Below are 19,940 nucleotides of genomic sequence, written 5' to 3' on the forward strand. Positions count from 1 at the left end.
TTGAACGCCATCTCGGGAATTAAAATGGTACGGCTGCTGTTGGTGTTGATGGTTGTTTTATGTTCGTCGTGCATGCAGTTGCACGTGCCTGACGCGCGGATTGAGTTTACTTCGATCAATTACGAAGGCGTGGGTCGGTATGAGTTACGTTTCAGGTCCGATCGGGACTTGGGAAATATCTACAAGTCCAACGGTATCAACGCAGGTGGCAATGCGTGGATCACTTGTTCACTGGACGGTGATAGGAACTTTTCGAACGACCATACTATCCGCTTGTCGATGCATGGTTTTCTGGAAGATGCTCATCTTGTTGAGGGTGATCGTCGTTACGAGTTCCGGACCTCGGTCAGGTTTGCCGAGGATAGCGACCGTCACACCTCTCAGCGTGAGATCAGGAAGGAAGTGCTGCTCACGTTATTGAAATCCCAGGAATACATTCCCTGCAAAACCGTGAATGTCGCGTGGTTTTTCAACCCGTACTTTTCAAAAATCATGTATATCCCGACCTCACGCATCATTGCCGAGGTGGATAAAGAGATACTTTCACACGCCTTTGTGATTCTGCCGCCAGAGGATCGTCCGTTTTCCTGGTTGCTGTTCGAGCCCGTTTGTATCAACGAGTGGACTTGGAATGCCGGTATGGTCATCGTCCACGGCGGTGCATGCAGCAGCTTGCCTTTCAGTGGACTGTTGAGTTCGTTTGCGCCCTATAACGACAAGTACCGCTTGGTTGACGATGAAACCGGCTTTCCGATACCGGGCGTTCTCTACATTATTGTGCGCGAGGATGGGCGTCAGGAGGAGGGGCTGAGCGACAGTTCGGGTTACACCCACCAAGTGGGGTCGTATGGGCCTGAAACAGTACAGATCTATACTCCTAGCGAAGGGTACTGACCCCCCGGGTGGCTTGGCTGGCCCACATGAAAAAAACCGGGCGGGGCTCTTGGGTCAAAGAGCTTGCAGCCCGGTGGTTTACGCCGTTAAGCGACAGGGCCGGACTCAGGCTTTGAGCGTCGCCATGTCGATGACGAAACGGTATTTCACGTCGCCCGCGATCATGCGGCTGTAGGCTTCATTGATCTGGCGGATGTCGAGCATTTCGATGTCGCAAGTGATGTTGTGCTCGGCGCAGAAGTCCAGCACCTCCTGGGTTTCGGCAATGCCGCCAATCAGCGAGCCGGCCAGCACCCGACGCCCCAACACCAGTTTGGCGGCGTGGACCGGTGGATCGATCGGTTCGATCAGGCCGACCAGGATATGCACGCCGTCGAAGCGCAGCGTATCGAGGTAGGGATTGAGGTCGTGCTGCACCGGAATGGTGTCGAGCAGGAAATCGAATTGCCCGGCCGCGGCCTTCATCTGCTCGGCATCGGTTGACACGATCACATGATCCGCGCCCTGGCGCCGACCTTCTTCAGCCTTGCTCGCCGAGCGGGTGAACAGCGTCACTTCGGCGCCCATGGCCTTGGCGAACTTGATGCCCATGTGGCCGAGACCGCCCATGCCGAGAATGCCGACCTTGTCGCCAGCCTTCACGCCGTAGTGCTTGAGTGGCGAGTAGGTGGTAATGCCGGCGCAGAGGATTGGCGCGGCGCTGGCCAGGTCGAGTTTCTCCGGGATGCGCACGACGAAGTGTTCACTGACGACGATGCTGTCGGAGTAGCCGCCCATGGTGTTGCTGCCGTCGACCCGGTCCGGGGTCGCGTAGGTCATGGTCGGACCTTCGAGACAATATTGTTCCAGGTCAGCCTGGCAGGCTTCGCAATGACGGCATGAGTCGACCATGCAGCCGACACCAACCAGGTCGCCGACTTTGTGGGCGGTGACGCTCGCACCGACGGCGGTGACTTTGCCGACAATTTCATGGCCCGGCATCAGCGGGTACACAGCGATGCCCCACTCGTTGCGTGCCTGGTGGATGTCGGAGTGGCATACGCCGCAGTACAGAATCTCGATCGCTACGTCGTCGGCACGTGGGCTGCGACGCTCGAAAGTCATGGGGGCGAGGGGAGTGGCGGCCGACTGGGCGGCGTAACCGATGGCGGTGTACATGATGAACCTCGCAAAAGCAGTGACGGGTGAGGCGGGCCATTTTCCGCGCCGCCCTCGGGCGCGGCCATGGCGATTCCTCCGCGTGTCATGCCTATTCCTCCGGTATCGGGGGCGGATCGGTCGCATTGGCGCTCAGACCTGCGATGATGCTTTCATCCCATTTTTCGTGAAGTTTTTGCCATGTTGTTGACCCGTCATCTCGACGCCAATGCCGCGCTGGTTGCGTTGATTGAACCGCTCGCGACCCGTGACGGCTTTATCCCGACCCGGCTGCCGGGTGTTCAGGTGCTGCGTGCCAGTTGCGATGTGGCCCGTGGACCGCAGATTTATGAACCGAGCTTGATGATTATCGTGCAGGGCAGCAAGTTGGCGTATTTGGGGTCGCGAACCCTGGAGTACGGCGCCGGGCACTATCTGATTCAGGCGCTGCCGGTGCCGTTTGAGTGTGAGACTTTCGCCATGCCGAATGCGCCTCTGTTGGGTGTTTCCATCGGCATTGACCGGGCGCTGTTGGGCGAACTGGTACTGGCCATGGGCCTGGCGCCTGGACGTAATACGCCGGCGCAGACGCCGGAATCCATGACCTCGGCGGTGCTCGACGACACCATGCGCGGTTGCGTCGAGCGCTTGCTGCACTGTCTGCACGATCCGCTGGAATGTCAGATCATGGGACAGGCGCGACTGCGTGAGTTGTTGTTCGTGGCATTGCGGGGTCCGCAGGCGGATGTGTTGCGAGCCCTGGTGGAGCAGCAGGGGCAGTTCGCCCGGGTTGCTGCATCCTTGAGCCACCTGCATGCGCACTACACCGAGCCGTTGAATGTCGAGACCCTGGCCAGTTGCGCGAACATGAGTGCGTCGACCTTTCACGAGCATTTCAAGCGCAGCACGTTGCTGTCGCCGGTGCAGTATTTGAAACGCCTGCGCCTGCTCAAGGCCCAGCAGTTGTTGCTGTCCGAAGGGTTGGGCGTGGCGCAGGTCGCGCACCGGGTGGGGTATCAGAGCACGTCGCAGTTCAGCCGAGAGTACAAGCGCTACTTCGAGCGCAGTCCGGGGGATGAGCGGGTGGCGTGATACATCGCGAATCCCTTGTGGGAGCGGGCTTGCTCGCGATAGTGGTGGGTCAGACGACATCAATGTTGGATGATAAAGCGCCTTCGCGAGCAAGCTCGCTCCCACATTTGAACGGCAGCGGCTCACAAATTTCGGGCAACAAAAAGGCCCCCATTCGGGAGCCTTGATGTTTAGCCGTTTGGCTTACATGTTCGGGTAAGTCGGGCCGCCGGAGCCTTCCGGTGTCACCCAGGTGATGTTCTGCGCAGGGTCCTTGATGTCGCAGGTCTTGCAGTGCACGCAGTTCTGGGCGTTGATCTGGAAGCGCTTTTCGCCGTCTTCCTGGGTGATCACTTCATACACGCCGGCCGGGCAGTAGCGCTGAGCAGGCTCATCGTACAGCGGCAGGTTTTTGCTGATCGGGATGCTCGCGTCCGCCAGCTTCAGGTGGCACGGCTGTTCTTCTTCGTGGTTGGTCCCCGAAATGAACACCGAGCTGAGTTTGTCGAAGCTGAGTTTGCCATCCGGTTTCGGGTAGTCGATTTTCTTGCAGTCGGCTGCCAGTTTCAGGCACGCGTAGTCCGGTTTGGTGTCACGCAGGGTGAACGGCAGTTTGCCGCCGAAGATGTTCTGGTCGACCCAGTTGAAACCGCCGCCAACAATGGCGCCGAACTTGTGGATCGCCGGGCCGAAGTTACGGCTGGCGAACAGTTCGTCGTAGAGCCAGCTCTTTTTGAACGAGTCAACGTAGCTGTTCAGTTCGTCCGCGCCTTCGGAGCCGGCGAACAGCGCATCCGCCACGGCGTCAGCGGCGAGCATGCCGGACTTCATGGCGGTGTGGCTGCCTTTGATCTTGGCGAAGTTCAGGGTGCCGAGGTCGCAACCGATCAGCGCGCCGCCCTTGAAGACCATCTTCGGCAGCGAGTTCAGGCCACCCTTGCAGATGGCGCGGGCGCCGTAGCTGATGCGTTTTCCGCCTTCCAGGTATTGCTTGAGCACCGGGTGATGCTTGAGGCGCTGGAACTCGTCGAACGGCGACAGGTAAGTGTTGCTGTAGGAAAGGTCAACGATCAGGCCGACGACAACCTGGTTGTTTTCCAGGTGATAGAGGAACGAGCCACCGGTGTTCTCGGTGCCCATGATGTCCAGCGGCCAACCGGCGGTGTGCACCACCAGGCCAGGTTGATGCTTGGCCTCGTCGATTTCCCAGATTTCTTTCAGGCCGATGCCGTAGTGCTGGGCGTCGGCATCGCTGTCCAGATTGAAGCGTTTGATCAGTTGCTTGCCGATGTGGCCACGGCAGCCCTCGGCGAACAGCGTGTATTTGCCACGCAGTTCCATGCCTGGGGTGTACAGGCCTTCTTTCGGGTTGCCTTCACGGTCGACACCCAGGTCGCCGGTGATGATCCCGCGAACCACGCCGTTCTCATCGAACAGCGCTTCCTGAGCGGCGAAGCCCGGGTAGATTTCCACACCCAGGTTCTCGGCCTGCTGGGCCAGCCAGCGGCACAGGTTACCCAAGGAGATGATGTAGTTGCCTTCGTTGTGCATGGTCTTGGGCACAAAGAGGTCAGGAATCTTGATCGCGTTGTCGGCGTTCTTGAGGACGAAGATGTCGTCGCGCTTGACTGGCGTGTTCAGCGGTGCGCCGAGTTCTTTCCAGTCAGGGAACAGTTCGTTCAGGGCGCGTGGTTCGAACACGGCACCGGATAGAATATGAGCGCCGACTTCGGAGCCTTTTTCGACCACGCAGACGCTGATTTCCTTACCGGCTTCGGCGGCCTTCTGCTTCAATCGGCAGGCGGCGGACAGGCCAGCGGGGCCGGCACCGACGATGACCACGTCGAATTCCATGTATTCGCGTTCCACAGGCTATCTCCTACTCAAGGCTCAACAGTTTTTTTTCTAATTGGAGGTTTGGCGTTGCATCCATTATTTCCTTCGCAAAAGGGCCGAAGGGGACAATGGATGACCCACCTTTCTCTCTAGGGGGCGCATTATATCTACACCACTCTCAGCGTCCAATACAAACGTTTGTTTGAATTTGCTGGAAGCCAGAGAAATCAAAGAAGCGCGGCGTATAACGGAGCATTTTGCTGTATTGACCAGAATAGGCGTTCCGGTCAAGATACGGGCGGTTTTGCGCTCGCCGTAGGCTGACTGTTGGTTTCAAGAGCACCTCTAAAGACAGGGCGAAGGCAGTACAAGGTGACGCGCAGTATGGGTCAGGCGCGAAGTTTACACGCCGCGATAATGAATGACTCGCCAGTCACCACTGACGAACGGTCATCAGTCCCGTGAGCAAGACACCTGTTTGCCGTTAAAAGAGTCCGCGCCGACGTTTTTAGAGGTGCCCTTGTGCCCGATGAGCATCAACCGCCAGGTTCGCCTAGGCGACTTTCTTTTCACCGGAGAGTAACGAGGAATCCATGAAGGTTCTTGTAGCTGTCAAACGAGTGGTCGACTATAACGTCAAGGTTCGCGTCAAAGCGGACAACTCCGGCGTCGATCTCGCTAACGTCAAGATGTCGATGAACCCTTTCTGCGAAATCGCAGTGGAAGAAGCCGTACGCCTGAAAGAGAAAGGTGTTGCGACTGAAATCGTCGTCGTCTCCATCGGCCCGTCCACCGCTCAAGAGCAACTGCGCACCGCGCTGGCTCTGGGTGCCGACCGCGCCATCCTCGTCGAATCCGCCGAAGACCTGACTTCCCTGGCCGTTGCCAAACTGTTGAAAGCTGTTGTCGACAAGGAACAGCCTTCGCTGGTGATCCTTGGCAAACAAGCCATCGACAGCGACAACAACCAGACTGGCCAGATGTTGGCTGCACTGAGCGGTTACGGTCAGGGCACCTTCGCTTCGAAAGTCGAAGTCAGCGGCAACAGCGTTGCCGTGACCCGCGAAATCGACGGCGGCGCACAGACCGTTTCCCTGAAACTGCCGGCCATCGTGACCACCGACCTGCGTTTGAACGAGCCGCGCTACGCGTCCCTGCCAAACATCATGAAAGCCAAGAAGAAGCCGCTTGAAGTGCTGACTCCTGACGCTTTGGGCGTTTCCACCGCCTCCACCAACAAGACCCTGAAAGTCGAAGCGCCGGCTGCACGCAGCGCGGGTATCAAGGTCAAGTCGGTGGCTGAACTGGTCGAGAAACTGAAAAACGAAGCGAAGGTAATCTGATCATGACTATCTTGGTAATCGCTGAACACGACAATAAAGTGCTGGCCCCGGCCACACTGAACACCGTGGCTGCTGCTGCCAAAATCGGCGGCGACATCCACGTTCTGGTCGCAGGCCAAGGCGCTGGCGCCGTGGCTGAAGCTGCTGCGAAAATCGCTGGTGTGAGCAAAGTCCTGAACGCTGACAATGCCGCTTACGCGCATCAGTTGCCGGAAAACGTTGCTCCGCTGGTAGCCGAGCTGGGCGCGGGTTACAGCCACATCCTGGCTGCCGCTACTTCCAACGGCAAAAACATCCTGCCGCGGGTTGCCGCCCAGTTGGACGTTGACCAGATCTCCGAGATCATCTCGGTTGAAAGCGCTGACACCTTCAAGCGTCCGATCTACGCCGGTAACGCCATCGCTACCGTCCAGTCGACCGCTGCGATCAAAGTGATCACTGTACGCGCCACCGGTTTCGACCCAGTGGCTGCTGAAGGTGGTTCGGCTGCCGTTGAATCGGTTGCTGCTGCGCACAACGCGGGTACTTCGAGCTTTGTTGGCGAAGAGCTGGCCAAGTCCGATCGTCCAGAGCTGACCGCTGCCAAGATCGTCATTTCCGGCGGCCGTGGCATGCAGAACGGTGACAACTTCAAGCACCTGTACGCACTGGCCGACAAGCTGGGCGCTGCCGTGGGTGCTTCGCGCGCCGCGGTTGACGCAGGTTTCGTACCGAACGACATGCAGGTCGGTCAGACCGGCAAGATCGTTGCGCCACAGTTGTACATCGCCGTCGGTATCTCCGGCGCGATCCAGCACCTGGCCGGTATGAAAGACTCCAAGGTGATCGTTGCGATCAACAAGGACGAAGAAGCACCAATCTTCCAGGTAGCCGATTACGGTCTGGTTGCGGACTTGTTCGAAGCCATCCCTGAGTTGGAGAAGCTGGTCTAATCCAGTCGCTTCACTTATAAAGAGCCCGGCCTTTTGGCCGGGTTTTTTATTGTTCTTGATTTGAGTCTGGGGGAATGCGCCATGGATCTGCGTCGCGTGTCATTGCTGCTGGGCCTGTCGGTACTGCCCATGCTTTCGTTGGCCGCGGGCAAATGCGAACGCCTGGTCGTCACGGGCAGTCCGGATGCGCCACCGTATCTGTGGCAAGACCCGCAAGACCCTAAACACCTGATCGGGGTCAGTGCCGATCTGTTGCAGCAAGTGGCGGGGCAGTTGGGCATCAAGGTCGAACTGCTTTACGCCGGCAAACGCTCGCAAGCCCTGGACGAAGTGCGCAGCGGTCGCATGGACATGCTGGCCGATGCGCCTCTGACGGTCACCGAACTGGAGTCGCTGGACTACATCCACCCGCCACTGGTGGAAAACGACTATCTGGTCTGGACCCGCAAGGACTCGGCGCTGACCTACAACGAGGCACAAGACCTGCACGGTCATCCCGGCGCAGTCTCGGAAAAAGCGCGTTTGACGGTGGCTTTTGGCACCTTTGCCGAGCAGCAATTGACCCTTGTGCGTACACCCAATTTGACCCAGGCGTTCCAGAAACTGTTGATGGGCGAAGTCGAGTTCGTTCTGGCGGGGCGTTACAGCGGCATGGCCATGGCGCAGACGCTGGGCATGGCCAATGATCTGGTGGCCCGTGCCCAGCCCATCGATAAACCAGGGCTGTTTCTCGCGGTTTCCCACAACTCTGCCTGCAACGACCCATGGTTACGCGGACAGTTGGCTAAAAAGATGACAGAATTGCCCGCGTCCGGTCTGACGGAAGCCGTGTTGCAGCGCAATCTAGAGCGTTGGAAAGCACAATTACAGCAACCTGTCGGCACAAAACAGTAGGGATTTTTAGTGAGTATTCGACCTCTTTTCGCTGCCCTGGCCGTCATGGCTTTGGTGGGGTGTGCAGCCGATCCGGCGCCGAATGAACAATTGCGTCTGACCGAGCAGGCGCTGGAGCAGGCCAAGGCTGTGGGTGCCACGACCGATGACGTGCCAGAGTTGAAGCTAGCCGAAGGCAAGTTCACCCAGGCCAAGGCCGACATGGCTGACCAATCGTTCAAGGATGCGCGCATGCAGGCCGAACAGGCCGAACTGGATGCGCGCCTGGCCGTGGCCAAGGTCATGACGCAGAAAAGCCAGGAGCAACTGAACGTGCTCAACACCCGCATCGCTCGCCTGCGCAAGCAACTGGGAGATGCCCAATGAGCCTGAAGACTCCCGTTTTGAGTGCGCTTTTGCTCACCGCGTGTGCCGGCCTGTACGGCTGCGCCGGTCAGGGCAGTGAAGCCGCGTTGCAGCAGGCCGGCACCGACTTCCAGAAGGTCAAGGAAGATTCGAATGTGCTGCGTATCGCACCCAAGGATGTGATTCGTGCCGGCGAATCGCTGGCGCGTGCCGACCGGTTGTCCAGCTACTGGGGCAGCGGTGAGGATGTGCGTCACTATGCGTATCTGAGCCAGCGCTACAGCGAAATTGCTCGCGAACACAGCAATCAGGTCTTGAACGAGGAGCGCGCAGCGAAACTCGAGCTGGAGCGCCAACGTCTGCAACTGGCCTTGCGAGAGGCCAAACTGGTCAGCGTTCAGCAACAAGGCAAGTGGCTTGAAGAGCAGATCATCAGCCTTGCGACGACCCAGACCGACCGTGGCCTGGTGATGACCCTGGGTGACGTGTTGTTCGATACCGGTGAAGCGGAGCTGAAAAACTCGGCCAACCGCACCGTGTTGAAAATCGTCCAGTTCCTGCAACTCAACCCCAAGCGAGTGGTGCGTATCGAAGGTTACACCGACAGCACCGGCGGCAAGCAGGACAACCTCAAACTGTCCCGCGATCGTGCCCAGGCCGTTGCCGACATGCTGATCGATCTGGGGATCGACGATAAACGTATTCAAGTCGAAGGTTATGGCGATGAGTACCCGGTCGAGGTCAACGCTTCCGAGCGTGGCCGTGCGCAAAACCGCCGGGTAGAAATTGTGTTCTCCGACGAAAAAGGCCAGCTCGGCGCGTCCCGCTAGGGTTCGCGTCACTGGAAAGCCCGGCCCCCCAGAGGTGCCGGGTTTTTTTACGCCTGCGAAATAGCGCGCAAAACAGTACAGTTTTTGCTGACACTGCACTGTACGGTCGACTATTGTGACAACTGTCCCAGTACAATTATAAACTGTTCCGGTATTGTTTCACACAAGAATAAAATGCCCGTGAAATCGAGTGCTGCGTCATGACCAATCTCTTGCTCTATCAACGTATTGCTCAGCAACTGGCTGAAGATATCCGTCGGGGTGTTTATCAGCCCGGCGAGCGTGTGCCTTCTGTGCGCAAGATGAGTTCGCAGCTCAACGTCAGCCACGCGACGGTGCTTCAGGCGTATGCCAACCTCGAAGACCAGGGGTTGATCCGGGCGCGTCCGCAGTCCGGATATTACGTACACCAGACGCCCGCCCTGACGGCGCCGACGCCCGATATCGCTCGGGTCGAGCGGCCAGGCCTGGTGACGCGCAGCAGCATCATCCAGCAAGTGTTGGTCGAATCGCGTCGCGAAGGGGTGTTTCCGCTGGGTGCAGCGGTGCCGAGTGTCGATTATCTTCCGGTGCGCGCGCTGCATCAGCAATTGGCCAAGGTCACGCGGTTTCACAGTCCGCGGGCGTTCAGTTACATGTTCAGCCCCGGATTCGAGCCGCTGCGTCGCCAGGTGGCGATTCGCATGCGCGACGCGGGTGTGGTGGTCGATCCGTCCGAGGTGGTCATCACCCACGGCTGTGTCGATGCGCTGCAAATGTCGTTGCGCGTCCTGACCCGGCCAGGCGACCTGATTGCCGCCGAATCACCGACCTACTATGGTCTGCTGCAACTGGCAGACCTGCTGGGCCTGAAAGTCATCGAGATCCCCAGTGATCCCGCGACCGGCATGAGCCTTGAGGCGCTGCAACTGGCCGCCAACCAATGGTCGATCAAGGCATTGGTGCTGACTACGCGCCTGAGCAATCCGCTGGGCGGGACCATGCCCGAAGAGCGCCAGAAACAATTGCTGCGCCTGGCCTCGGACTTCGATATCCAAGTAGTTGAAGATGATATTTACGGCGAACTGATGTTCGAGCAAGGGCGGACCAAATCCCTCAAGGGCCTACGACAGGCTGGACCGGGTGATTTACTGCTCGAGCTTTTCCAAGACGTTATCGCCTGGGGTTCGAATCGGCTGGATGATCGCCGGCAAGTATCAGCAGGAAATCCAGCGTTTGCAGACCTTCAGCACGCATTCGGCGTGCAGTGTCACCCAAATGGGGATTGCGGCGTATCTGGAGAACGGCGGGTATGACCGCCACCTGCGCTACATCCGGCAGGAGTACCGCAAAAACCTCAGCGCTTTCCAGTTGGCGGTGCAGCAGTATTTCCCCGAAGGCACGCAGATGACCCGACCGACGGGCGGCTTCATCCTCTGGGTCAGCTTGCCGGGGCGGGTCAACACGCAAGAACTGCATGTGCGTGCGTTGCAGCAGGGCATCAGCATTGCGCCGGGGCTGATCTTCAGCAACACCGAACAGTTCAATCACTGCATTCGCTTGAACTGTGGCACTCCCTGGAACCGTGAGGCCGAACGCGCACTGATGACGTTGGGCATGCTGGCAACTCAGCTGTGCCACGAGACGGCAGGCGGTTTTTAGCGCCAGATAGAGGGCTGAATTGATCTGCGAGCTTGTCAGGGATCGTCCAACAAGCGAGCATATGGCCCTCTGCCGTTAGCGTTGTAGTGTTTATGAAAGCGACTTTTTATGCTGGTTTATCGATCTGCCTGTTGAGCGTGCTCATTTCAGGCGGCGTGGCGGCTGCCGCGCCAGACAAACCTGCGTCCAGTGCAGCCACTGGACAGGCACACACGGCTGTTTCAGGGAACAAAGCGTCATCGGCCAAAACGACTGCGACGGCAAAGAAAACATCCTCGTCGAAGAAGTCTTCGTCAAAGGTTTCGAAGTCAAAAAAGGCCAGCGAAGCCGTCAAGAATACCCGCTTGACCCCGACGAACCTGGACTTGAGCCTTCCACCCGAGATGGTCAGGCAATTGCAGCCTATTGGCAGCGTCCCTCCCACCACGCGAGCACCGTTGTTGCCGCCGATGTTTGGTGAGAGGCCCAAGGCGGACAGCCCGTTTCAGCTCAACGGCCGGTTGCTGAGCAATGAAATGAAGTTGCAACTGCGCAACGAGGAACGCCGCGAAGTTGAAGGCGCGGCGCTCGATTTCGAATTCAAGCAATAAATCTTTCGTGACCGCCGGGCCAGACGCTTTGTCGCAGACTGGTCAGTCACACGTATTTGTAGGGACAAACCGCTGAACGGCCAATTTCAAACGGCTGTTTTAGCGGTTACTCTACGCTCCGTTGTTCAACACACTGCTTGCCGCGAGGAGCTGACGTCATGAACTGCCGAGAAGGCTGTGGCGCCTGTTGCATTGCCCCTTCCATCACGACACCGATTCCCGGCATGCCCGACGGCAAGGCTGCGGGAGAACGTTGTGTGCAACTGTCTGTCGATAATCTGTGCAGCATTTTCGGCAGGCCGGAGCGGCCACCTGTCTGCTCGGCGTTTCATGCGGATGTCGAGGTGTGTGGCAGCAGCCGTGAAGAGGCCATCAAGCTGCTCGGTTGGTGGGAGCAAATGACGGCGGCGTAGTGTGTTAAACGAACGGAACTTCAACAATAAGGAATAAGACTATGGGTTCGCTGCATCGTATTGCTGTGTTGTGTGGTTTGACGGTTCTGCTGGCCGCCACAGCCCAGGCCGAAGACTGGAAAACGGCCAAGGACGAGGACGGTATCAAGGTGTCCTTGAGTGAGGTCGCAGGCTCCCAGTACAAGGCTTACCGGGGTGTGACCGTCATGAAGACATCCATGGCCAAGTTGCGCGGTTTGCAGGAAGACGTAGTGGGCGCTTGCGCCTGGATTCATGAGTGCAAATCGCAGAAGTTGCTCAAGCATGAAGGCGATCAGACCTGGACTTACACCCAATTCAATACGCCTTGGCCTGTTACAGCGCGTGATTCGGTGCTGCACGTCACCACGGTCGAGGGCGCCGATGGCAGCCTGACCCGCAAACTCGAAGGCGTACCGACGTACCTTCCGGAAGAAAAAGGCTTTGTACGTGTAGCGCAAGTCCAGGGTTTCTGGAAACTGGTGCCCAAAGGCGCTGACCAGGTCGAGGTGACTTACCAGGTCCACACCGAGCCAGGCGGCAGTGTACCGTCGTGGTTGGCCAACAAATTTGTGGTCGACGCACCGTTCAATACGTTGAAAGCACTCAAAGAGCGTGCCGAGAAGTAAGCCCGCTGTTGTGTTGCTACAAGGCCGCCGATCTGGCGGCCTTTTCCGTGGTGTGTGATCCAGCGGCTGGGGGGAACGATTGCCGGGCGTACGGGGTCGAGATGGATGTAGGCCCATCCATGGGTTTATCGAGGAGGCACCGATGCAAAAGTGGGAAGTCACCTTCGTTGATGATCACGGCGTCCAGACGGTGGAGCAATTCGATTGCGAGCAGAAACCCACGATGGAGCGCGCGGCGCAACTGATTCGCTCAAAACTCCTCCCTGTTCCGGCCGAACTGGATCTCAATGATCTGGAAGGGCGTACCGACGATCCGACGGTCAAAAGCCTGAAGGATCAAAACAGCATTCAGATCCTCAGCATTACTCCAGTTTGATAAGCGCAGCGATGATCCGAAACCAGGTCTTGGCAGGGGATCTCTGTTGCGGCTACTCTGCAATCGAGATCAGCGAATGAATCGCTAAGGTCTGGTCTTGTCAGCTACATGCTTGTTTCCCGGCGGCAATCTGATTGCCGTATCGCTCTCACCATTCGGTTGCGGGCGCAGGGAGTACGGAAAGTCTATCCATCGGTTTGAGGAGGACGTTTCATGAGCACAGCCTATCAAGAAGACATCAGCAGCAGCGTGCTGCGCCGCATGAAAGAAGGCGGTTTTGATTTTTCACGGTTCCATCCCATCGAGTTCTACGCCATTTTTCCGGACGAGGAGCGGGCACGCCGAGCGGCGGGGCAATTTCGTGGAGAGAGTTTGAATGCTCAGGTCAGTGCACGCGATGACGGTGCCTGGCATCTGGAGTTGAGCAAGGTGATGTACGCCACTTACGGCGGTATCGGGGACTTCGAGCAGGACTTCGAAGCGGTGGTCGAGCCGCTGGGTGGGATTATCGAAGGCTGGGGCGTCAAGCAGGAGGTACGAGGGCCACTCGCATAACACTATGAACAGCGACAACACTCAGCGACGGCTGACCTTCGGGTCGGCCGTTTTCATTGGTGGCGGGGACGCCGCGAACGGCAAAACCCTGAAACAAGAATTCAGCGCAAAAAAAAGCCACCCGTGAGGGTGGCCAAAAGGGAAGACCGGTAAGGAGAGGAAACCGGTCGGAACACACCGGACCGGGCCGCCATGAGCCTGGTGCGTGGGCTTCACCTGAGTCTGTCGAGCGAAGCGTTTTGCGCGATGGGGCGGATTATCCGCAGGCGCAGACGGGCAGTGAAATCAACTCTGGCTATGCTGGTGATAGCCGATAGCGTTGCTTTGCAATGAAGCAGGGGCGGTCAGGTTGGAGCGTTTGTTGCACAGGATTGGTGCGGTGTGTGCGAGGTGAATATCCAACCGGTTGATATTAAAGCGTTTATGCCGATGGCACGGGCCTTGCGAAGTCCCAGTGTCCGGGTGACAAGGAGTACGGCATGATCCGCACCTATTTTGATGAGATGTACGATGCCGGTGGCCAGGTCCGCCCGCATTATCGGGAGTTCGCCCGTTGGCTGTCCGAAACGCCTGACGAGCTTTTGGCACAACGGCGACGCGAGGCCGATCTGTTGTTTCATCGCGCCGGGATTACTTTCACGCTCTATGGTGATGAGCAGGGGACAGAGCGTCTGATTCCCTTCGACACCATCCCCCGCAGCATCCCCGCCAGTGAATGGCGGGTCGTCGAACGTGGCTGTATCCAGCGGGTCAAGGCACTGAACATGTTCCTCGCCGACCTCTACCACGAACAGCGCATCATCAAGGCCGGCATCATCCCGGCCGAACAGGTGCTGGCGAACGAGCAGTATCAGTTGGCGATGCAAGGACTGGATCTGCACCGCGATATCTATTCCCACATCTGCGGCGTCGATCTGGTGCGTGATGGGGATGGAACGTACTACGTGCTTGAAGACAATCTGCGTACGCCCAGCGGCGTGAGCTACATGCTGGAAGATCGCAAGATGATGATGCGTTTATTCCCGGAGTTGTTTGCCGCCCAGCGCATCGCGCCCATCGATCATTACCCGAACCTGTTGCTCGACACCCTGAAAAGCTCCAGCCCGCTGGATGACCCCAGCGTGGTGGTGCTGACCCCTGGCCGTTTCAACAACGCATTCTTCGAACATGCGTTTCTGGCCCGGGAAATGGGTGTGGAACTGGTCGAGGGCGCGGACCTGTTCGTGCGTGATGACCGGGTGTTTATGCGCACCACCGATGGGCCGAAAGCCGTCGACGTGATTTACCGTCGCCTCGACGATGCTTTCCTCGATCCGTTGGCGTTCAACCCGGATTCGATGCTCGGCGTGCCCGGCCTGTTGTCGTCCTACCGTTCGGGCAATGTGGTGCTGGCCAATGCCATTGGCACCGGCGTGGCGGACGACAAGTCGGTTTACCCGTTTGTTACCGACATGATCCGCTTCTATCTGGACGAAGAGCCGATCCTGAAAAACGTGCCGACCTGGCAGTGTCGCAATCCGTCAGAGCTTTCCCATGTTCTGGCGAACCTGCCGGAGCTGGTGGTCAAGGAAACCCAGGGCTCCGGTGGTTACGGAATGCTGGTGGGACCTGCGGCCAGCGCGGCGGAGATCGAGTCCTTCCGGGCGAGGCTCAAGGCCAAGCCCCACGCCTACATCGCACAACCGACTCTGTCGCTGTCGACCTGTCCGACGTTTGTCGAAAACGGCATCGCCCCGCGCCACATCGACCTGCGTCCGTTTGTCTTGTCTGGTCGCGAAACCCGTGTCGTACCCGGTGGCCTCACCCGTGTGGCCCTGCGCGAAGGATCCCTGGTGGTGAACTCGTCCCAGGGGGGCGGAACCAAGGACACCTGGGTGGTCGAGGATTGAAGGAAGCCTGCCATGCTAAGTAGAACTGCCTCGGATTTGTATTGGATGTCGCGTTACCTGGAGCGGGCGGAAAACCTCGCACGGATGCTGGACATCAGTTACTCGCTGTCATTGATGCCCCAGGACGGTCGCGGTGATGGCCTGCATGAACTGGCGATGCCGTTGTTGATCACCGGCACCCTCGAGGATTACCTGGAGCGCCACGGTGAGCTGCACGCCGAACGCTTGCTGCACTTTTTCGCCCTGGATGCGGCCAACCCGGCCAGCATCTACAGCTGCCTCGGTGCCGCGCGGGCCAGTGCCCACGCGGTGCGTGGGCGAATTACCGCAGACATGTGGGAAAACATCAACGCGACCTGGCTGGAGATTCGCGGGATTGCCGATCAGGGCTTGAGTCGTTACGGCATGAGCCGTTTTTGCGAGTGGATCAAGGAACGTTCCCACCTGTTCCGGGGCGCGTCCTACGGCACCATCATGCGTAACGATGCGTTCCGCTTCATTCGCCTGGGGACGTTCATCGAAAGGGCTGACAATACGTTGCGCCTGCTCGACGCCCGGTACGAAATGGCCGGCGACCAGGCCGAAGCGGTCAGCGATGGCACCGCTCATGCCTATTACCAGTGGAGTGCGTTGTTGCGGGCCTTGTCGTCGTTCGAGGCGTACACCGAGATCTACCGCGATGCCCCCGGCGCCCGGCATGTCGCTGAACTGTTACTGCTGCGTGCCGACGTGCCACGTTCGTTGCGCGCCTGCACGGAAGAAATCGACCAGATCCTCGCCAGCCTGCCGGGGGCCAATGGCCGGCCCGCGCAACGCCTGGCGGCGGAAATGGACGCACGCCTGCGTTACACCGGCATCAACGAAATTCTCGACGAAGGCCTGCATATCTGGCTGACCGAATTCATCCCGTTGGTGCGCCAGTTGGGCAATGCCATTCACCGTTCCTACCTGGAGGCCGCATGAGACTTTCCATCAGCCACGAGACCACCTATCACTACGAAGATCAGGTGCGGGCGAGCATCCAGTATTTGCGTCTGACGCCCCACGACAGCGAGCGTCAGCACGTACTCAGTTGGCAGCTTGACCTGCCACGGCCGGTGCGGGCGCAACTCGACCCGTTTGGCAACATCCTGCACGTGCTGACCATGGACGAGCCTCACGCGGCGATCATCATTGGCGCCCGGGGGCAGGTAGACATCGACGAGTTGCGTGAGGCCGAGCATGAGAGCCAGTCTGCGTTGCCCTTCTTGCGTTTTACCCGGTTAACCGAGGCGGACGAGGCCTTGCGCGCGTTTGCCGACAAGCAGTGCCGGCAACGCCGTGATCGCACGGCGCTGATTGACTTGATGCACGGCCTCAACCAGCACATGACGTACACGCCGGGTTCCACTGAGGTTGAAACCAGCGCCGCTCAAGCGTTCGCCGGGCGGGCAGGGGTTTGCCAGGATCACGCTCACGCGTTTCTCGCCTGCGCGCGCAGCCTGGGCATTCCTGCGCGTTATGTGTCGGGTTATCTCTACAGCGAGAACAGCGAACATCTGGCCAGCCACGCCTGGGCCGAAGCGTGGCTGGACGACGCGTGGTACAGCTTTGATGTGACCAATGAGCTGGCCAGGCCTGAGCGTCATCTGAAACTGGCAGTAGGGCTCGATTATCTGGATGCCTGCCCGGTGCGCGGCATGCGCCGGGGCGGTGGGTGCGAACAAATGCATGCCAAGGTGTTCGTCTCGCCGACGCCGGTGATTTCTGTTCAGCAGCAGTAACGCAATTCACTGTGGCGAGGGAGCTTGCTCCCGCTGGGGCGCGAAGCGGCCCTTAAATCAACCGACGCATTTTTTCAGGAAAACCGCGTGCGCTGGTTTTGCGTCTACTGCGCAGCCGAGTGGGAGCAAGCTCCCTCGCCACAGGTTCGCTCTACTTGGCTGAAATCTGCTTGCGCCCCGCCATGTGCTTCAAATAGCCCACCAGCATCGTCAGTTCTTCATCCGGCAACACTGTTGTCGAGAACCCGGGCATTTTCGCCTGTGGCCACTGGCGCAGGCTTTGCGGGTCGCGGATGTAGCGCTTGAGGAAGTCTGTGCCGAAGTACTCGGTGGGGCTGAAGGGAATGTTCAGGTCCGGCCCAAACTGAGCATCCCCCGCGCCGTTGAGGCGGTGACACGCCAGGCAGTTTTTCTGGAATAGCGCAAACCCCTGATTCACCGGGTCATCGGCCGCCAGTGCCGGGTCTGGCCGCAGGGCAGGGAAGCGCTCGGCAACGGCCGCCAGACGCTTGATGCCGGCGACTTGAAAGGGCCACTGCTCGGGGCTGATGTGGCCGGCCTGCGGGTGGGTCCACACCAGGTAAAACGGTCCGGCGCTCGGTTTGTCCTTCGCCAGCGCAGGCCAGGGCTGGGCCGGGTCTTCGATTGCCAGCCACGCCTGTGAGCCCGATGTGTTGAACAACGGCGCCGCTGCCAGTTCGGCCGCAAAACCGTCCAGCGCCACGGCTTGCAAGTGATCCTCGGCACTTACACCCGTCAACAACGCCGCCAGCGGCACAGCGCGATAATGCATTTCCCGTTTATAGGAAACGTCGTCAGGAACGGTGATGGTCCGGGCCTGAGGATGCTTGAGCAACTCCTCGGTCTGCCAGGTTCGGTGGTTGCTGCCCAGGTCGAGCACCAACTGCGCGGCATACAAGGGCGTGCTGAGCAGCAAAGCCCCCAACAGAATTAGAGCTTTCACGTGATCGCCGTCATGAGTGGGTGTGCCGCAAAGGTTGGCACAGCCGCGCTGACCCGGGTAGTGCGCGAGTCAGTTTTTTGAGGCGGCGCTGTCCCCCGTCACGCCTGATTAACCGATCACTTTCGTGAGATTCGGCAAGATCAGTAGCAGCGTGGTAGCGAATAAAATGAGCCCGGCCTGACGTACTTTCGAGTGTTTGAACATGGCTGACTGCCTTTTTTGTTATTTCCTGAGCGTCGAATGCTTGCCTGCATCTCCATGACGGCAAAGCGCTGCACTTCCTGTATGACGGAGGCCTCGGCAAAACCCGACGACTCTTCCGTAAGTTCACCTTAGGGGCCACGTAACGCTTGGCTTAGATCCATTTCATCTCAGCCAGTAGCTATCAGCACTTAAAAAGGCATGAGGCTTATTGCCAGCTGCTTTGCCGCCCGTTTGCTAGACAGTTCGGTGACCTGAAACGGTTAACCCGATAGCTCGCTACCGTTCGTCTGAGCGTGACCGTCAAGGTCGCTGAGCGCATCGGTCATTGAATCCGGCGCTGTGGCGCCTAAGGTGAGAACTCCTGTTTTACTCACCCGCACAACGGTTCGAGGACGTCATGACCCAAGCTTTGATTTTCGATGCGCTGCGTACGCCCCGTGGCCGTGGCAAGGCAGATGGCGCCTTGCACAGCGTCAAACCGGTGAACCTGATGGCCGGGCTGCTCACGGCCCTGCAACAGCGCACGCAGCTTGATACCCGTGAAGTCGACGACATCGTGCTCGGTTGCGTGACGCCGATTGGCGACCAAGGTGCCGATATTGCCAAGACCGCCGCGTTGGTCGCGGATTGGGACGTCAGCGTGGCCGGTGTGCAAATCAATCGTTTTTGCGCCTCGGGGCTTGAAGCGGTGAACCTGGGCGCGATGAAGGTGCGCTCCGGTTTTGAAGACCTGGTGGTGGTCGGTGGCGTCGAGTCCATGTCGCGGGTGCCGATGGGCAGCGATGGCGGTGCCTGGGCGCTCGACCCGCAGACCAACCTGCACAGTCATTTCACGCCGCAAGGGGTGGGGGCCGACCTGATCGCCACGATCGAAGGTTTCAGCCGTCAGGATGTCGACGCCTACGCATTGCACTCCCAGCAGAAAGCCGCGCGGGCGCGGGCTGACGGTTCATTCAACAAGTCACTGGTGCCGGTGCAGGACCAGAACGGCATCGTGCTGCTCGACCATGATGAGTTCATTCGTGGCGATTCAACGCTTGAAGGCCTGGGCAAGCTCAAGCCGAGCTTCGAGATGATCGGGCAAATGGGCTTCGACGCCACCGCACTGCGGGTTTACAGCCACATCGAGCGCATCAACCACGTTCACACGCCGGGCAACAGCTCGGGGATTGTCGACGGTGCGGCGTTGATGCTGATCGGCTCCGAAGCCAAGGGCCGGGCGCTGGGGTTGCAGCCGCGAGCGCGGATCGTTGCCACCGCCGTCACCAGTACCGACCCGACCATCATGCTCACCGGCCCTGCGCCGGCGACTCGCAAGGCCCTGGCCAAGGCCGGGCTGCGGGTCGAGGACATCGACCTGTTCGAGGTCAACGAAGCCTTCGCCTCGGTGGTGCTCAAGTTCATCAAGGACATGGCTGTCGACCCGGCCAGGGTCAACGTCAACGGCGGCTCCATCGCCATGGGCCATCCGCTCGGCGCTACCGGGTGCGCGATCCTTGGCACGTTGCTCGATGAGCTGGAAGCACGGCAGTTGCGTTATGGCCTGGCGACGCTGTGCGTCGGCGGCGGCATGGGTATCGCCACCATCATCGAACGCCTCTGAGCCCCCCGACTTC

General features: G+C 59.1%; 19 protein-coding genes and 1 pseudogene. 17 read left to right on the forward strand and 3 right to left on the reverse strand.

The annotated features are described in order from the left end of the window. Entirely contained in the window at positions 1–894 is an 894-nt protein-coding gene (locus AABM54_RS08970; protein ID WP_347904920.1) for a hypothetical protein, read from the forward strand. A 105-nt stretch (positions 895–999) separates the two neighbouring features. On the opposite strand, the gene AABM54_RS08975 is transcribed toward AABM54_RS08970, so the two are convergent. Further along, positions 1,000–2,052 carry an NAD(P)-dependent alcohol dehydrogenase gene (locus tag AABM54_RS08975; RefSeq protein WP_347904921.1) on the reverse strand — a complete coding sequence of 351 codons (1,053 nt, stop codon included), beginning with the start codon at positions 2,050–2,052 and terminating at the stop codon, positions 1,000–1,002. Positions 2,053–2,232: 180 nt separating this feature from the next. Between AABM54_RS08975 and AABM54_RS08980 the strand changes: the two genes are divergently transcribed. Continuing rightward, complete coding sequence (locus tag AABM54_RS08980; RefSeq protein WP_347904922.1) at positions 2,233–3,123, forward strand: AraC family transcriptional regulator; 891 nt, start codon at positions 2,233–2,235, stop codon at positions 3,121–3,123. 183 nt (positions 3,124–3,306) lie between these two features. Here AABM54_RS08980 and AABM54_RS08985 read toward each other — a convergent pair whose 3' ends face one another. After that, positions 3,307–4,971, reverse strand: coding sequence for an electron transfer flavoprotein-ubiquinone oxidoreductase (locus tag AABM54_RS08985; protein ID WP_347904923.1), 1,665 nt, complete (start codon positions 4,969–4,971; stop codon positions 3,307–3,309). Between the two features lie 560 nt (positions 4,972–5,531). Between AABM54_RS08985 and AABM54_RS08990 the strand changes: the two genes are divergently transcribed. From AABM54_RS08990 to AABM54_RS09055, 14 genes and pseudogenes are all read left to right on the forward strand, one after another. Further along, positions 5,532–6,281, forward strand: coding sequence for an electron transfer flavoprotein subunit beta/FixA family protein (locus AABM54_RS08990; protein WP_347904925.1), 750 nt, complete (start codon positions 5,532–5,534; stop codon positions 6,279–6,281). A 2-nt stretch (positions 6,282–6,283) separates the two neighbouring features. Then, on the forward strand, positions 6,284–7,213 hold the full coding sequence (locus AABM54_RS08995) for an FAD-binding protein (protein ID WP_347904926.1): 930 nt from the start codon (positions 6,284–6,286) through the stop codon (positions 7,211–7,213). 81 nt (positions 7,214–7,294) lie between these two features. Continuing rightward, entirely contained in the window at positions 7,295–8,107 is an 813-nt protein-coding gene (locus tag AABM54_RS09000) for a transporter substrate-binding domain-containing protein (RefSeq protein WP_347904928.1), read from the forward strand. A 9-nt stretch (positions 8,108–8,116) separates the two neighbouring features. Then, entirely contained in the window at positions 8,117–8,473 is a 357-nt protein-coding gene (locus AABM54_RS09005; RefSeq protein ID WP_347904930.1) for a DUF4398 domain-containing protein, read from the forward strand. Beyond that, the gene (locus tag AABM54_RS09010; RefSeq protein ID WP_347904932.1) at positions 8,470–9,282 is read left to right on the forward strand and encodes an OmpA family protein; all 813 of its coding nucleotides are present in this window, start codon (positions 8,470–8,472) and stop codon (positions 9,280–9,282) included. Before AABM54_RS09005 ends, AABM54_RS09010 begins: the two co-directional genes overlap by 4 nt. A 200-nt stretch (positions 9,283–9,482) precedes the next feature. Beyond that, positions 9,483–10,923 (forward strand): annotated as a pseudogene (locus tag AABM54_RS09015) (PLP-dependent aminotransferase family protein). Positions 10,924–11,015: 92 nt separating this feature from the next. After that, positions 11,016–11,513: a translation initiation factor 2 gene (locus tag AABM54_RS09020; protein WP_347904934.1), complete on the forward strand. Its 498-nt coding sequence runs from the start codon at positions 11,016–11,018 to the stop codon at positions 11,511–11,513. A 158-nt stretch (positions 11,514–11,671) separates the two neighbouring features. Next, positions 11,672–11,926, forward strand: coding sequence for a YkgJ family cysteine cluster protein (locus tag AABM54_RS09025; protein ID WP_347904935.1), 255 nt, complete (start codon positions 11,672–11,674; stop codon positions 11,924–11,926). A gap of 41 nt (positions 11,927–11,967) precedes the next feature. Next, positions 11,968–12,573 carry an START domain-containing protein gene (locus tag AABM54_RS09030; RefSeq protein ID WP_347904936.1) on the forward strand — a complete coding sequence of 202 codons (606 nt, stop codon included), beginning with the start codon at positions 11,968–11,970 and terminating at the stop codon, positions 12,571–12,573. 142 nt (positions 12,574–12,715) lie between these two features. Next, positions 12,716–12,949, forward strand: a complete 234-nt coding sequence (locus tag AABM54_RS09035) for a hypothetical protein (protein WP_347904937.1) — start codon at positions 12,716–12,718, stop codon at positions 12,947–12,949. A gap of 213 nt (positions 12,950–13,162) precedes the next feature. Further along, positions 13,163–13,504, forward strand: a complete 342-nt coding sequence (locus AABM54_RS09040; protein ID WP_347904938.1) for a ribonuclease E inhibitor RraB — start codon at positions 13,163–13,165, stop codon at positions 13,502–13,504. A 479-nt stretch (positions 13,505–13,983) separates the two neighbouring features. Continuing rightward, on the forward strand, positions 13,984–15,393 hold the full coding sequence (locus tag AABM54_RS09045; RefSeq protein ID WP_347904940.1) for a circularly permuted type 2 ATP-grasp protein: 1,410 nt from the start codon (positions 13,984–13,986) through the stop codon (positions 15,391–15,393). A 12-nt stretch (positions 15,394–15,405) separates the two neighbouring features. Continuing rightward, positions 15,406–16,356, forward strand: coding sequence for an alpha-E domain-containing protein (locus AABM54_RS09050; protein ID WP_347904941.1), 951 nt, complete (start codon positions 15,406–15,408; stop codon positions 16,354–16,356). After that, on the forward strand, positions 16,353–17,156 hold the full coding sequence (locus AABM54_RS09055; protein WP_347904943.1) for a transglutaminase family protein: 804 nt from the start codon (positions 16,353–16,355) through the stop codon (positions 17,154–17,156). The genes AABM54_RS09050 and AABM54_RS09055 overlap by 4 nt, the downstream gene beginning before the upstream one ends. Before the next feature lie 151 nt (positions 17,157–17,307). On the opposite strand, the gene AABM54_RS09060 is transcribed toward AABM54_RS09055, so the two are convergent. Next, a complete protein-coding gene (locus tag AABM54_RS09060; RefSeq protein ID WP_347904945.1) occupies positions 17,308–18,120 on the reverse strand; it encodes a cytochrome c in 813 nt (270 codons plus the stop codon). A 601-nt stretch (positions 18,121–18,721) separates the two neighbouring features. On the opposite strand from AABM54_RS09060, the gene AABM54_RS09065 reads away from it, so the two are divergent. After that, the gene (locus tag AABM54_RS09065; protein ID WP_347904947.1) at positions 18,722–19,927 is read left to right on the forward strand and encodes an acetyl-CoA C-acetyltransferase; all 1,206 of its coding nucleotides are present in this window, start codon (positions 18,722–18,724) and stop codon (positions 19,925–19,927) included. The last annotated feature ends 13 nt before the right edge of the window (positions 19,928–19,940 follow it).

Origin of the sequence: Pseudomonas purpurea, from assembly GCF_039908635.1 — a bacterium.
GTDB lineage: Bacteria > Pseudomonadota > Gammaproteobacteria > Pseudomonadales > Pseudomonadaceae > Aquipseudomonas > Aquipseudomonas purpurea.

What these genes read in the sequence shown, in the direction of transcription:
- AABM54_RS09025 (WP_347904935.1), top strand. Translation starts at nt 11,672, where the DNA reads ATGAACTGCCGAGAAGGCTGTGGCGCCTGTTGCATTGCCCCTTCCATC.
- AABM54_RS09020 (WP_347904934.1), top strand. Translation starts at nt 11,016, where the DNA reads ATGAAAGCGACTTTTTATGCTGGTTTATCGATCTGCCTGTTGAGCGTG.
- AABM54_RS09040 (WP_347904938.1), top strand. Translation starts at nt 13,163, where the DNA reads ATGAGCACAGCCTATCAAGAAGACATCAGCAGCAGCGTGCTGCGCCGC.
- AABM54_RS09035 (WP_347904937.1), top strand. Translation starts at nt 12,716, where the DNA reads ATGCAAAAGTGGGAAGTCACCTTCGTTGATGATCACGGCGTCCAGACG.
- AABM54_RS09010 (WP_347904932.1), top strand. Translation starts at nt 8,470, where the DNA reads ATGAGCCTGAAGACTCCCGTTTTGAGTGCGCTTTTGCTCACCGCGTGT.
- AABM54_RS08990 (WP_347904925.1), top strand. Translation starts at nt 5,532, where the DNA reads ATGAAGGTTCTTGTAGCTGTCAAACGAGTGGTCGACTATAACGTCAAG.
- AABM54_RS09045 (WP_347904940.1), top strand. Translation starts at nt 13,984, where the DNA reads ATGATCCGCACCTATTTTGATGAGATGTACGATGCCGGTGGCCAGGTC.
- AABM54_RS08995 (WP_347904926.1), top strand. Translation starts at nt 6,284, where the DNA reads ATGACTATCTTGGTAATCGCTGAACACGACAATAAAGTGCTGGCCCCG.
- AABM54_RS09030 (WP_347904936.1), top strand. Translation starts at nt 11,968, where the DNA reads ATGGGTTCGCTGCATCGTATTGCTGTGTTGTGTGGTTTGACGGTTCTG.
- AABM54_RS09000 (WP_347904928.1), top strand. Translation starts at nt 7,295, where the DNA reads ATGGATCTGCGTCGCGTGTCATTGCTGCTGGGCCTGTCGGTACTGCCC.
- AABM54_RS08975 (WP_347904921.1), bottom strand. Translation starts at nt 2,052, where the DNA reads ATGTACACCGCCATCGGTTACGCCGCCCAGTCGGCCGCCACTCCCCTC.
- AABM54_RS09050 (WP_347904941.1), top strand. Translation starts at nt 15,406, where the DNA reads ATGCTAAGTAGAACTGCCTCGGATTTGTATTGGATGTCGCGTTACCTG.
- AABM54_RS09065 (WP_347904947.1), top strand. Translation starts at nt 18,722, where the DNA reads ATGACCCAAGCTTTGATTTTCGATGCGCTGCGTACGCCCCGTGGCCGT.
- AABM54_RS08980 (WP_347904922.1), top strand. Translation starts at nt 2,233, where the DNA reads ATGTTGTTGACCCGTCATCTCGACGCCAATGCCGCGCTGGTTGCGTTG.
- AABM54_RS09055 (WP_347904943.1), top strand. Translation starts at nt 16,353, where the DNA reads ATGAGACTTTCCATCAGCCACGAGACCACCTATCACTACGAAGATCAG.